A 14,392-nucleotide genomic window follows, 5' to 3' on the forward strand; every position below is an offset into this window, starting at 1 on the left:
ATATTACAATGCACTAAAATAACAATAATAAAATCAATAACAGCACAAGCTGTAAACTCCTGCAAAACACATTATAAGAGCAAGACCTATCGCACTTATTCTGTATCATAGCTATATTCTTATTCATCATAAAATAAGAAAACCGACTCGTTGTTGCCACGCTCAACATCGCTACGGTTATTTTCAGTCTATTTTCTTGGTTTACTCTCTCGTTCTCGGCTAAAGGAGTAACATGGATCTCAAGCCCCGAAATAATTCTTGGAAACGTAATCTCTATATTGTCTGGTTTGGCTGTTTTTTAACTGGCGCTGGTTTTAGCCTGATCATGCCTTTTCTTCCACTCTATGTAGAAGAACTAGGTATAACCGATCACGAAGAGCTTAATCTTTGGACCGGTGTTGCATTTAGTATTACCTTCCTTTTCTCTGCCATTGCTGCGCCTTTTTGGGGAAAATTATCAGATAGAAAAGGTCGAAAATTAATGCTATTACGTTCAGCCCTTGGTATGGCGATTGTGATGGTATTAATTGGATTTGCTCAAAATATATGGCAGTTATTAGTACTACGAGCCTTACTTGGCATATTAGGTGGCTTTGTTCCGAATGCAAATGCGTTAATTGCCACCCAAGTTCCGGTTAAAAAAAGTGGTTGGGCATTAGGTACACTTTCAACAGGCGCAGTGAGTGGCGCGTTAATAGGCCCTTTAATTGGCGGTATGCTTGCCGATCTCTATGGATTACGACCTGTCTTCTTTATTACCTCCGCCGTTTTATTTATTTGCTTTTTAGTCACCCTCTTTTTCGTAAGTGAAAACTTCACACCTGTTTCTAAAAAAGATGCACTAACCACAAAACAGGTCTTTTCATCACTTAAAAATAAAAGACTCGTTGTGTGCCTGTTTTTCACCACAATGATCATTCAAGTAGCAACGGGCTCTGTTACCCCTATTTTGACACTTTATATCCGTGAATTAACAGGTTCAGTTAGCAACCTTGCCTTTATCAGTGGTGTTGTCGCCTCTGTACCCGGTATTGCCGCACTTATTAGCGCGCCTCGTTTTGGTAAATTAGGTGACCGAATTGGTCCCGATAAAGTCCTTCTTTTTACCCTTGGGCTCTCTATTTTTATGTTAATTCCAATGGCGCTGGTCAATAGTTATTGGGAACTTGGCGCGCTACGTTTTTTACTTGGGGCAGTCAATGCAGCCATGTTACCTGCGGTGCAAACGCTTATTCTCTATAACATTACTCCTGCTATTGCAGGTCGAATTTTCAGCTATAACCAAGCACTAAGAGATGTTGGAAATGTTACGGGACCGTTAATAGGTTCTTTTGTTGCTGCAAGCTATGGATTTAGAGCTGTTTTTTATTTCACCGCAGTCGTTGTCTTTTTTAATCTAATTTACTCTTGGTTAAGCTTTAGAACGCCACAAGAAAAGTAGTCAAAAAAACCACAAATAAGATCAGTTAATAGTTTTTTTTCTTCAAAAAATTACACTTTTACATTTAAATGCCTAATTGTTATTTTTTTTATTCTATTTTTTGTAATTTATTGTTTATTAAGAATATTCTTACAACCCATTTGTTAAGGTCTTTAAAATTTTCTTGTCCTCTTTTTTCAAAAAATTGCAAGGTTAACTATTGCAAAATGAGATTTTTATCGACTTTTGCACCAAAAAATGGTTTATAAAGTATTAAATATACTTTTAGTCGCTAAATTCTGACAAAAGTATGTTAAAAATATATTAATTAAATGCGCCGGATATTGATAACAGAATGAAATAATTTTGTTTCACCGCTCGCTAATATTTTGTTCTTTTTACTTGCAAACGACCTGTAGAGGTTTTTTTTGGGAATTTAAGATGCAATCTACTCACTCAAAATCTAGCCGAACTTTCTTTGGCCACCCATATCCATTAAGCTCCCTTTTCTTCACCGAAATGTGGGAACGCTTTTCTTTCTATGGTATTCGCCCATTATTAATTCTATTTATGGCGGCAACCGTTTATGAGGGTGGCATGGAAATCCCCAGAGAGCAGGCATCTGCTATTGTGGGTATTTTCGCAGGCGGTGTTTATTTAACATCGCTGCCAGGAGGTTGGCTGGCTGACAACTGGTTAGGTCAGCGCCTAGCTGTATGGTATGGCTCTATCTTTATCGCGTTAGGGCACCTATCCATCGCACTTTCTGCGTTTTGGTCACAAGATCTGTTCTTTATCGGTTTATTACTGATTGTATTGGGTACAGGGCTATTTAAAACCTGCGTAACTGTGATGGTAGGAACCTTATATAAAAGGGATGATACTCGCCGTGATGGTGGATTCTCCTTATTTTATATGGGGATCAATATGGGCTCATTTATTGCACCACTCATCACGGGTTTCTTAGTGCGTGATTATGGCTGGCATTGGGGCTTTGGTATCGGTGGGATTGGTATGCTTGTTGCGTTACTGATTTTCCGCTTTTACGCAGTACCTACCATGCGTCGCTTTGATAGCGAAGTCGGTTTAGATTCAAGTTGGGATCGCCCAACCGTTGTTCGTCGTAATGTCGGTCAATGGATCTTAGCATTATCTGTCGTTCTTATAGCAATTGTTGGCCTGATTATTTCTGGTGTTATTCCTTTTAACCCAGTTGTTGTGGCTAACTTTATGGTCTATGTGATTTCCGGTAGTGTTATCGCCTATTTTATCTATTTATTCCTCTTTGCTGGATTAAGTAGTAGTGACCGTTCTCGCTTATTTGTTTGTTTCCTCTTATTGGTTTCAGCAGCCCTTTTCTGGTCTGCATTCGAACAAAAACCGACATCATTTAACTTATTTGCCAACGACTATACTGACTTAAACTTTATGGGGTTTGAGATCCCCGCAGTTTGGTTCCAGTCAGTTAACGCCCTGTTTATTATTATTCTTGCGCCTGTATTTAGTTGGTTATGGCCAATGATGGCACGCAAGAATATGAATTTAAGCAGTATGACTAAGTTTGTGATTGGTATTTTATTTGCAGCAGGTGGCTTTACCGTCATGATGTTTGCATCTGAAAGTGTTATTGCAACAGGACAAGGCGTTTCACCACTTTGGTTAATTGGCAGTATTTTATTGCTGACATTAGGTGAATTATGCTTAAGCCCAATTGGGCTTGCCACAATGACTATTTTAGCGCCTGCTAAAATGCGTGGTCAGGTTATGGGATTATGGTTCTGTGCAAGTGCATTAGGTAATTTGGCAGCGGGTTTAATGGGGGGAAATATCCGCCCAGACAAACTGGATGTAATGCCTGACTTCTTCTCTCATGTTTCCATCGCTCTGGTTATTTGTGCTGTTGTTCTTGCTGCACTGATTATTCCAGTTCGTAAGCTTTTACAAAGCGCAGATAGCAAAGAGAAAGCACAAGCTTAATCTAATGCATTAATTATCTAAGCCATGTCTAATTACTTAGGCATGGCTTTTTGCTTTTATATCCTACTATTTTAATGCTGTTTTTAATTATTGCACCCGATATTTAAAACACTTAATCTCATTACCTTCTATTTATTGATAGTTTATCGCTAAGGTAATGGAATGACGGTTTTCCCTATTTATTATGTTAATGCATTTTCCTCTCTGCCTTTTTCAGGAAACCCCGCAGCGGTTGTTTTGTTAGAAGAATGGTTGCCTGATGACACCTTAATGACACTTGCTAGTGAGATTAATTTACCTGAAACTGCTTTTTTAGTGGGTGATCATATCCGTTGGTTTACACCCAAAATTGAAGTTCCTCTTTGTGGACACGCAACATTAGCCACTGCTTTTGTACTAAAAACAATAAAACAGTCTTCTAATGATCTCTTTAAATTTCAGTCTCTTTCAGGTGAACTCACGGTTTCTTGCCAAGGCTCTCTCTTTACACTTAATTTCCCAACTATACCCGCGACATTAAATAACGATATAAAATCAGCCCTTGAAGAAAGATTAGCATTACAAATAGATGAAGTTTGGCAAGCACGTGATCGTTATGTTTGCTTTTTATCTGATCCAGAAACAATCATTAACTACCAACCTAATTTCACTCAAATTGCGCAGTTGCCTTTACCTGGTGTTATTATCACAGCTAAAGGTCATGCGCCATTTGATTTTATTTCTCGCTTCTTTGCGCCGGTAAAAGGCGTGAATGAAGATCCGGTTACAGGCACATCACATTGTGTATTGGCACCCATTTGGGGTAATAAACTCAATAAAACACAATTACAAGCAAGACAAGTTTCAAAACGAGGTGGAAATATCGACTGTGTGCTAAAAGATAATCGAGTTTTACTGACAGGAGCTGCTGCACTCTTTTTAACTGGCGAAATAACCTTTTAATTACAGACGGCATAATCAGCCATTCATCTACTTTGCTTTCAATTTACTCTATTTTATACTGTGAGGAATTTCTCCCTACAGTATAAAAGAAGAAGGCTTTATTGTTATGTCTATCTCTGACTTATCTCCTGAGCTACAAGATAAAATTAAAAATTCAGTCACCCGTGTATCTAAAGTCATATTTCCCACTACCACTAATCACCACTCAACACTCTTTGGTGGTACTGCATTAGCTTGGATGGATGAAGTTTCATTTATTACCGCCACCCGCTTTAGCCGTAAACGCCTAGTGACAGTTTCAACTGAAAAAATAAATTTTAATCACCCTATTCCATCGGGGACGATTATTGAATTAGTGGGTGAAGTTATTCGAGTTGGACGTACCAGTTTAACAGTAAATGTTTCTATTTTTCTTGAAGATATGTACGCGGAAGGTCGTGAAGAAGTGATCCACGGCCAGTTTAATTTCGTTGCGGTTGATCATGACGGCAAACCAACGCCATTATTCGATAAATAGTACCTTATAGAGAGATTTGTCATACTTTTTATCTCTCTTAATTAAAAACCACATGATTTTATTATGTTCTTTTTTATTTTTAAGAATAACAAAGCATTAAGAACATTATTTTAAATGGATATTTTTCAATCAATATAAAATATTCAATAAAATCAACAAATAATAAGATTACTAACATGTAAGACAAGAGTTATCCACAGTTAATGTGGATAACTGAATAAACCAAAAAATCAGAGCACACAGATTTTTGTTACTACAAATTCAATCTGACAAATAGTCAGTTTCCTTCCTACTGTTGCACTTTCAGCAATAACAATATCCGTTGATTGTGAATACTGTCGCCCCACTTCAAGCGCTAATTCAATCGTGGGTTCAATCAGTAATATCACCCCGACATCTTCAATATCAATAGGAAAGTCTGCAAATGTTTTAAGTTGTACTACTTGTTTTATCTTATTTTTAGCAATTTCTTGCGCTTTTTCCGTTGCGACTTGATTAATTCTTACTTGTTTTTCAAAAACACCACCACCAGAATAAAGATAGATCATAATTTACTCATTATAGAAAACAAAGGCTGTTACCTTTATTATTCAAATCGAAGGCATAAAAGCCAGTAGATAGATAAAAAAGAAACAGCCTTATCTCTATTTTTTTCATTCTATTGAACATAATGCAAAAGTGCTTTACCAGCCATAAGAAACACCTCCGCCGACAACGCCGCGATCTTCTGTATTCCATGAAGCAGAGACACGGATAATGGCGCTTTCTGTTATTTGATACTGAGCACCTGTTGCAAATGCATTCGCATCGCGATAATTACCCACTCCCACGCCTAAACTAAACGTATGATTGGTCACGTAAGGAATATTCGCCATCGCAGCGACAGAGGCAATACCTGCACTTGCCCTTTTATCTGCCTTATCTATTTTATTATCCATATTCTTAAGTACAATATCGTTATCAATAAAGATATTTTTAAATTTATTATTAGTGTATTCATTTGCGATAGAAATAGAGTCATTTTTTGATTTTTCAATATATTCTTTCAGCGACTCATCTCTTTCATTAATTATCGTATTTGTCACATTGATATACTCATTTCCTTTTTGTGTAATATATCTGTCACGCTCTTTAATTATTTTTTCATTATTTTTACTAATAAGCCCTTCTACACCTGAAGCTATTTTACTAATCTCAACATCAGTATAACCATTGGCATTTCTTTCAGATTTTCTTACTTGGTTGTTTGTTAATGTAATAATTTCATCTCTAGTATTTGTGATATGCTCTACTGTTTTTTCATGATGTTCATTTACTTTAAAATCAGTGTATTTTTTACCACTATTTTCAACTTTAATAATTTTATTATTAATATAATCTTTAATACCACCTTCAGACTTAGCAATTTTATCGTTGGTATTTTTTTCAATATCACCTTTCATTTCATCAACTCGATTATTAGTATAATCTTCAACACCGGATTTCAATTCAGCATATTTATTTTCACTATAGATATGAAATTCATTTTTTGCTTCATTGATATAATTAATTGTACTTTCTTGATTTTTTTCTATTTTACTATCAGTATATTGATTTGCTTTCTTCTCCGCATTATTAGCTAATTCATTGGCTTTTATTTCACTTCTTTTTAGTACCTCATCATTAGCTTTAGCAATATCGTCTTTTATTATTTTATTATTATCATTTATTTTATTATTTGTCTCTTTAAGAATTTGTTCTTTTTCTTGATCTATTTTATTATAAACATTCTTATTATTTTCATTAATACGCTTATCTGCCTCAATAAGAACATTCTCTTTTTCTTTTCTTAATTGAGAGACATTAATAGCATCGGTATCTTCTGTGCCTTCGGCTACATTAATAATTTGCCGCCGATTTTTGTCACTACCAATTGATAATGTATTATTACGATTATTATTACTGTTATCACCTAATATAATTGCATTACTTGCTGTTCCTGAAGACTTGCTACCAATAATCACTGAATTATCAGCAGTATCAGAAAGGCGGCTACCACTCCCTAAAATAACACCATTTTCAGCATTATTTATTGCTCCTTTTCCTATACTAATTGAATCTTTATTTTCACTATAAGCTTGAGATCCAATAGAAAGAGAACCGTCACCAATTGCCATTGCACCACTTCCCAATGACATCGCATTATCACCAATTGCTGTACTTTTATGGCCTATTGCCGTTGCACTTTTACCTTCAGCGCCTGCATTAGCACCTATTGCCGTTGATTGATCAGAATGTGCCCACGTATTATATCCAACCGCCGTAGATTCATCACCATCTGCTTTACTATTCCCACCTAATAAAGTCGTATTATTTGCATAAGATAAAGGTGATGATAATAATGAAATTACTAATAACTTCACCTTAAAATCTTTAATCTTAATCATATTCATATTACTCCATAATTAATAAAGTTATATATAGAGTAATCTGTATTTTATTTTTTACACATTATATATCTTATGAAATAAACTAATAATAAATTGAAACTCTATTAATTAAATATAATAACACCATCATATAATTAACTTCATTATAAATAAAAATGTCTTTTTAGCTTATATCTTAATAATAATCAACAACTAAAGAAATCAAACAAAAAAAGAGAAAATGAAATTAAAATTAAAGAAATAAATTCATTCATTATTTATAAAAATAAAAGATTTTTATTTTTGAGACAATGATCAAATAAAAAATAACTCTATTCCATAAATATTAATGCTATTTATTAATATATATTAAAAGAAAATCTAAGTAAAAACCCCTAAGCTTATTTACGCTGAGGGGTTTAATGTTACTCAATAAATTGCGTTTCTGCGATTAATAATTTATCAATTGATGATTGGCATAAAAAAGGTCTAAGTGCTTCAAATTTCTTTTCTGACCATTGGTAAATCTTTAAAGATAAAAGTTGCTCAATAACTTTTGGTTCAAAACGATATTTAAGGTGTTTCGCGGGTACGCCTCCCACAATGCTATAAGGTTCAACATTTTTGGAAACAACACTATTAGCCGCAACAATAGCACCTTCTCCAACTGTTACACCTGGCATTATCATTGCACGCATTCCTATCCATGCACCATCATGAATATGGGTATCACCTTTACCAATATAGGCTTCCTCTATCTTATCCATAAAAGGATAAAGTGAGAACCAATCCATACGGTGAGTATGATTTCCGCCCATTAATATAACTGCCTGTGCACCAATACAGACATAATCACCAATATATAATTTATCAATTTCCCACAATGGTTCCCATTGCAGGCTAACTTCATCACCATAAAGATAGCGAACAACCGAAGCTTCAAAACCATCATCCCAACAATCACTGTAATAACTGTGTTGCCCTTTAATGATAATGTTTTTATTTTTAACTGTTTCGTGCAAATATTCTACGCGCGACCAATGTTTATTTTTCATAATATGACTCGCAATAAATTAATGAGTCATCAAAGAATGCTTAGAATGCTTAATTCTTTGATGATGTGTTCGCATTCAAAACACATCGTCTTAAACAATCCTTGGTTGAAGCAATAACGGAGTCTTTTTCATCTTGTTTACGACCAATTTTTACAACGTAATACGTTTAGGCTTGCAGTTTATCCGCACCATCATAAAGATGATTAAAGAAAAAGCCACGGATACCCTTAATAACACCCTGTTATTCCCCGTGGCTTGATATCATTATTTAAAAAAATCTTTGCTACCATAAGGCGCACAACGTAAATATTGAGGTGCTACTTTTATGGTTTGTTTGAGTTTTTCCGCCGCATGCCAAGGCCAACGAGGATCATAAAGAATACCTCGACCTAAAGCGATAAAGTCAGCTTGCTCTGTAAGTAAAATGGCTTCGGCTTGCTCTGGCTCAGTAATGAGACCAACAGTAATAACTGGCAGTTGCGTTTCATTATAAATTGCTTGAGCAAAGGGGACTTGGTAATTAGGCCCCAGCTTAATTTCTTGCTTTTCTGATAATCCACCAGAAGAAACATGAATATAATGGCAACCTAGTTCTTCAAGATGTTGTGTTAAAGCAATTGCACTTTCTAAGTCCCAGCCTCCTTCAACCCAATCTGTCGCAGAAATTCTGACGCCAACACAAACATTATCGGAAACAGCATTTTTCACAGCGACAAAGACATCTACTAATAACCGACTGCGATTGTTAAAATCACCACCATATTGATCCGTTCTGTGATTTGATAATGGTGATAGGAATTCATGCAATAAATATCCATGAGCACCGTGGATCTCGATGACATCAAATCCTGCTGACTCAGCTCTTCTTGCAGCATCAACAAAAGCTTGTTTTATTTCTTCAATTTCATCAATAGCCAGAGCATAAGGCTGATGAGCCTTTCCAAAAGGAATTTCTGAAGGTGCGACTTTTTGCCATCCATTAGGAGAATCGGGTGCTAATGATGCTCCGCCATTCCAAGGTAAATCGGTCGATGCTTTACGTCCTGCATGTGCAATCTGTATACCCATTTTTGCAGGTGAATATTGCTTAACATTATCAACAAGTTTTTTTAATTCACTGCCATGTTGATCGGACCAAATGCCTAAATCTTTATAACTAATACGACCTCTTGGCTCAACCGCGGTTGCTTCAACAATCACTAGCGAAGCACCCGATAGTGCTAGCTGTCCATAATGCATAGTGTGCCATGCTGTCGGGTAACCTTCTTGTGCTGAATATTGGCACATAGGTGCAACGATAATACGGTTATCTAGCTGATGGGGGCCTAATTTTTTAGGGGAGAACAACAAACTCATTTAAAGCCTCCTGCTATCAATAAGAATTTATGCAAAGAAAAATATCTTCGCTTTTCGATATACCTTTTAAATATACAAGTTTAAGGCTATCGGATCTTATTCATTTAGGCGATGCTTTACTTCACATTGTGAAAAACAAAAAGATCAGCATCAATTGCTGATCTTGTTTTTAATTAATCATTAGATTTGGCTGGTTTCACCAGTAACAGTGAAAAGCGTCTTGCAATTGGTAAAACGAATAAAACCGTAGGAAAAGCAATCATCCAAGAGATCCCCCAAGAAGTTAACCACGGGGAGATAACGTACATTCCCATTCCTAACGATTTGACGGTACTAATAAAAGCAACAATACCTGACATAATAAAAGAAAGGAAAAAGGGTACAAGAAAAATCATTGCTCGAGTAGGAAGTTTAGGAATACCTAAAAAGTAATTTTTGTCCTGAAAAGACATAGATAAAGACTCCAATAATACGATTGTACAACAGCACATAACTGCCAATACAACAGGCTAAAAAAAGTTATATGCGTTGATTAACGTAAACGCTTACGAGTCTTTTGACCAAAGTGAGAGCTAGTTTATTAATAAATATTTTTTTGTCAACTAAATTATTCTCATTATCATTTAGGTGATAATTGATAAAATCAAGATTAGTGAAAATGAGAAAACACTATAGGGTTTTCTCATCTTTTTTACCAATCTCGTGTTGCAATTAATTCTTCTATATCAGCATTTTCAAAACCATATTCATCAGCGATAACGCCAAAATCTTCCGCAATGCACTCTCTTGCTACTGTTTCAATTTCGCTATCTTCTTCATAAAACTCTTCAGCTAACTCATTAAATTGATCCGTTGTTTCTTGCGTTAGGATATAAAGTTCTGCCAAACTTTTAGGTGAAGTTGCCTCTATTTTTACACAAAGCGCTTTTAATAAATCTTGCCCTTTTTTTACAAGATGTGTTGGATAATAACTATCACTATCCATTCCCTTTAAAAAATAATGCTCGGCGAGTACTTTATTTTTAATCATGAAGAATATCCTTATCTAAGTATTTATCTTAAGGTCATTAAAGTGCACTTATTATCTTAATTACAGAAAAGTATATTACGTTTCTTAATTAAATGTCTCGCTTTTATTTCTATGAATTTATAGAATTCTGTCCAGCAAACAGAAAATAGGCAATTAATTAAAAATGGCTACAAAAATACGATTTATATTTCTTTTTTTGACTATTGCACTGCTCTCTTTTTTGACCATTAATAAATATTTTAAAAACTCACCTTTGGCGACATGGCGCTTCTATGGCCATAACGGTGAATATATTACAGGCCATTACTACCCACCAGCAGAAGATGATGCAACAGATGCGGTGATCTCCATTCCAGAAAAACCAACTAAAGAAGGTTTAACAATAACGCATTGGGATACTTGTAGTATTGAACTGAATATTGATAATAAAACGCTTTATATTTCTTATTTCACGAGTGGTCTTATTCAAGCCTCATTATCAACAAAAACCACATCTTATATTGCATTAACTGAGCTGTATTTTTATCGACCTGATGATATGCATTGGTCGATAAATCGATTAGAGGATGGAACGTACAAAGGTTGGATTTGGGATAATGTTGCAAATCAGCTTATTTCCGTTCGTTATCAGGAAGATAAAACAACAATTATTGACGGTACAAAATATACATTGATGCCAGAAAGTTATTGGTTATTTCAACGTTGGGCTAATGGTATTTTAGTGGAAGAGTATACATTAGATGATTTACCAGCAAAAGATGACTTTATTCCTGATATAGATAAACAAAGACTGACTCAAGCAAAAGAAGAACTTCAAACTATGGTGAATAAATTGGTAATACCATTAAATTTACCATTTAACTTAATGTTGTGGGATAACTCACTTTGTCAGTAATAACATCATGTGAAATGCTCCCAGAGGGTTGGGAGCATTTCTGACACAGAATGATTTAATTTATACTAAATAACACCATCTAATTTCATATAAATTCCTTTTATTGAAAATTAAATTCCTTTCAAGTAGTTAATTTTTACTGCAAGAGTGTAGATGAATAAAGTAGATAATTTAAATCTAATAAAAATGTTGCACAACAGGGATATATTAAAACAGTTATCTATTTTCAATAAAAGAATAAGACATCAATTTGATGGCTATATTATTCAATAAAATCAACATTTTATATTTACATTATTTTAAATGTGAAACCTTATTTATTGAATATTGATTTTTAATATATTTTACTTTTAAATCTAAAGTATCTTCAATAAAGTATTTAAGTTATCTTAGCATAATAGGGTTAAATATTTATTATCCACATTAGATTAACCACACTAATTCTATCTAAAACAAATCTTTAAAATTAACATTAAATGCCTTAACGTGATAAAAATGGAATAAATAGCGCACTTATCTCAATCTGATCCTAAAAATTCTAGTCATTTATTTTTAGTAAAAGATATTAAATAAAAATTTATCTTACATTAAGAGTTCATTAATCAAACCTTGCTTTACATTTTATTATATTGCTCAATTTTTATTTGGCTCTTATACTTTCTTAAGATGATTTTAGGTAGGTATTATTATGAATATTTTATTAGTTGAAGACGATTTACAACTCGGTAAAGCGCTTTGCCGTGGGCTTGAAATTGCGGGTTTTCAACCATGTTGGGTCAGATTGCTTGCGGACGCTCGTGTTCAATTAAGCCAGCGCCCTTTTGATTTAATGCTGTTAGATTTAGGTCTACCTGATGGTGATGGGCAAGATGAACTGATTGCACTTAGAAAAAATGGCGAGAAAATTCCGATCATCATTTTAACTGCTCGCACTCAAATTGATAATTTAGTACAAACATTAGATTCGGGTGCAGATGATTTTTTACCAAAGCCTTTTGCTATGCCTGAACTTATTTCTCGCGTAAAAGCAGTGAGTCGTAGAATGGCCGGTTTTTCTTCACAAATATGGTCTATTGGCGATTTACAACTTAATCCAGCAAACCATCAAGTCACTTTAAATGACGAGTTGCTTTTATTATCCGGTAAAGAATACCAACTATTATATGAATTAATGCGTAATACTGACAATGTGGTGCGTAAATCAGAGTTGGAACAGCGTTTATTTGGTTTAGACGATAAAATTGAGAGCAACTCCCTTGAAGTGCATATGCATAATTTGCGAAGAAAAATAGGTAAAGAACGCATTATCACGGTTCGTGGCGTAGGTTATTTATTAAAGAAAGAAACGAATTAAATGAAGATCCGCTCCTTCTTTATTTACACCATTGTCCTTCAGATTATCTCCATAGTTATGCTTTGGGGCGTTTGGTTAGCTTGGATACAATTTGATTATCTTGCTGAGTTCGAAAAAGTTTATAACAAGCAACAAGAAATTATTGCGGAGGGTTTTGCTAACACCTTAGAGATTGTTGCTGACCAACCTGAAGTTATCAAAGAAGTCGCTCATAATTTACAAGGTATGTATATCGACGCCATGCTCAATGGTGAAGATGATGAACTACAATATCTACCGTGGTTTATTGCCTTAGATGCAAATAATACTCTGATTTATACTAATCGTCCTGAGTTACCTATCCCTACAAGAGTACTTTCATTAGCATCAGAAAAAGTATCTGTTGCAGGCGAAAAGTGGATCCTCTCTTTTAGTTGGGGAGAAAAACATAAAATAAAAGTCTTTATTGGTGAATCGGTTGAAGACCGAGGCCATGTTATTGGTAACCCTGTTGAAGGCACCTTTGTTCCTTTCCTATTTATTCTCGCGACTGTTATTTTTGCAATCTTAATTACTGCTTATTTTAGTTTACGCCCTTTAAGACAAGCTGCAGAGCTTATTTCTAATCGTAAACCTCGTAATTTAACGCCGATTAATGTAAGCCAGCAATTTAAAGAAATTCGCCCTATTTTTAAAGAGTTAAACCAATTAATGGCCAGAATTGACGCGGCAAATATTCGTGAAAAACAATTTATGGCAGATGCCGCCCATGAATTAAGAACACCAATAGCTGCGGTTATTGCTCAATTACACTTACTCTCTTTAGTCAATGATCAGCAAGAGCGTGAAGAAATTATTGATGATATGAAACAGTCTCTTGATAGAGCGGCCGCTCTTTCTCATCAATTAATTGATTTAGCGCGATTAGAATGTGACGATTTCCCATTAAAAATAGAATCTCTTGATATCTATAACGTCATTGGAAATGCAATAGCACAACGCGTTCCTTATGCGATCACTAAAAATATTGAGTTATCACTTAATGAAGGCCACGCTTTAACGCTTAAAACCGATAAACAGGCTTTACTCTCTATATTTAATAATCTGCTCGATAATGCCATTAAATATTGCCCTAAAGGTAGCCAAGTTGAGGTAACTATTGAGAATCGATACGCAGAAGGGATCCATGTTATCGTTCGTGATAATGGCCCAGGTATCGCAAAAGAACATATCAATGCTCTATTTTCACGTTTTTATCGCGTTCCGGGCTCTAATGAAACAGGCAGCGGATTAGGTCTTTCTATCGCACAAAATCTCGCTAATAAAATTCAAGCATCACTAATTGTTACTGAAGGGCTAAATAATAAAGGGATTGGCTTTATTATTGTTCTACCTTTAGAAGCTAATTCATCAGACCACGATTAATAGATTAATAGATTAATAGATTAATAGATTAATA

Annotated in this window: 13 protein-coding genes; 7 read left to right on the forward strand and 6 right to left on the reverse strand. The window is 34.7% G+C overall.

Features of this window, described 5'->3' with window-relative positions:
• Window positions 1-232: 232 nt before the first annotated feature.
• The 4 genes from mdtG to B6258_RS14135 all read left to right on the forward strand — a co-directional run bounded on the left by mdtG (window position 233) and on the right by B6258_RS14135 (window position 4,856).
• Window positions 233-1,441, forward strand: a complete 1,209-nt coding sequence (gene mdtG, locus B6258_RS14120) for a multidrug efflux MFS transporter MdtG (protein ID WP_099075794.1) — start codon at window positions 233-235, stop codon at window positions 1,439-1,441.
• A gap of 420 nt (window positions 1,442-1,861) precedes the next feature.
• The gene (locus B6258_RS14125) at window positions 1,862-3,397 is read left to right on the forward strand and encodes a peptide MFS transporter (RefSeq protein WP_099075795.1); all 1,536 of its coding nucleotides are present in this window, start codon (window positions 1,862-1,864) and stop codon (window positions 3,395-3,397) included.
• Between the two features lie 162 nt (window positions 3,398-3,559).
• Window positions 3,560-4,339, forward strand: a complete 780-nt coding sequence (locus tag B6258_RS14130; protein WP_099075796.1) for a PhzF family phenazine biosynthesis protein — start codon at window positions 3,560-3,562, stop codon at window positions 4,337-4,339.
• 106 nt (window positions 4,340-4,445) lie between these two features.
• The gene (locus B6258_RS14135) at window positions 4,446-4,856 is read left to right on the forward strand and encodes an acyl-CoA thioesterase (RefSeq protein ID WP_023581781.1); all 411 of its coding nucleotides are present in this window, start codon (window positions 4,446-4,448) and stop codon (window positions 4,854-4,856) included.
• A 230-nt stretch (window positions 4,857-5,086) separates the two neighbouring features.
• Here the strand turns inward: B6258_RS14135 and B6258_RS14140 are convergent, their stop codons facing one another.
• From B6258_RS14140 to B6258_RS14165, 6 genes are all read right to left on the reverse strand, one after another.
• Window positions 5,087-5,404: a hypothetical protein gene (locus B6258_RS14140; protein WP_099075797.1), complete on the reverse strand. Its 318-nt coding sequence runs from the start codon at window positions 5,402-5,404 to the stop codon at window positions 5,087-5,089.
• Window positions 5,405-5,539: 135 nt separating this feature from the next.
• A complete protein-coding gene (locus tag B6258_RS14145; protein ID WP_099075822.1) occupies window positions 5,540-7,282 on the reverse strand; it encodes a YadA-like family protein in 1,743 nt (580 codons plus the stop codon).
• A 407-nt stretch (window positions 7,283-7,689) separates the two neighbouring features.
• Window positions 7,690-8,319 (reverse strand): CatB-related O-acetyltransferase, encoded by a 630-nt coding sequence (locus B6258_RS14150; RefSeq protein WP_099075798.1) that lies wholly within the window; start codon window positions 8,317-8,319, stop codon window positions 7,690-7,692.
• A gap of 264 nt (window positions 8,320-8,583) precedes the next feature.
• A complete protein-coding gene (locus B6258_RS14155; protein WP_099075799.1) occupies window positions 8,584-9,675 on the reverse strand; it encodes an NADH:flavin oxidoreductase/NADH oxidase in 1,092 nt (363 codons plus the stop codon).
• A 173-nt stretch (window positions 9,676-9,848) separates the two neighbouring features.
• Window positions 9,849-10,127 carry a DUF2798 domain-containing protein gene (locus tag B6258_RS14160; protein ID WP_099075800.1) on the reverse strand — a complete coding sequence of 93 codons (279 nt, stop codon included), beginning with the start codon at window positions 10,125-10,127 and terminating at the stop codon, window positions 9,849-9,851.
• Between the two features lie 239 nt (window positions 10,128-10,366).
• A complete protein-coding gene (locus tag B6258_RS14165; protein ID WP_099075801.1) occupies window positions 10,367-10,705 on the reverse strand; it encodes a DUF5713 family protein in 339 nt (112 codons plus the stop codon).
• A 163-nt stretch (window positions 10,706-10,868) separates the two neighbouring features.
• Here B6258_RS14165 and B6258_RS14170 point away from each other — a divergent pair, with 163 nt between their 5' ends.
• The 3 genes from B6258_RS14170 (at window position 10,869) to B6258_RS14180 (ending at window position 14,358) form a co-directional block, all read left to right on the forward strand.
• Entirely contained in the window at window positions 10,869-11,600 is a 732-nt protein-coding gene (locus B6258_RS14170) for a hypothetical protein (RefSeq protein WP_099075802.1), read from the forward strand.
• A 688-nt stretch (window positions 11,601-12,288) separates the two neighbouring features.
• Window positions 12,289-12,954, forward strand: coding sequence for a response regulator (locus B6258_RS14175; protein WP_099075803.1), 666 nt, complete (start codon window positions 12,289-12,291; stop codon window positions 12,952-12,954).
• Window positions 12,955-14,358 carry an ATP-binding protein gene (locus B6258_RS14180; RefSeq protein WP_099075804.1) on the forward strand — a complete coding sequence of 468 codons (1,404 nt, stop codon included), beginning with the start codon at window positions 12,955-12,957 and terminating at the stop codon, window positions 14,356-14,358.
• Window positions 14,359-14,392: the final 34 nt, after the last annotated feature.

The organism is Proteus alimentorum (genome assembly GCF_002607735.1).
Taxonomy (GTDB): Bacteria; Pseudomonadota; Gammaproteobacteria; order Enterobacterales; family Enterobacteriaceae; genus Proteus; species Proteus alimentorum.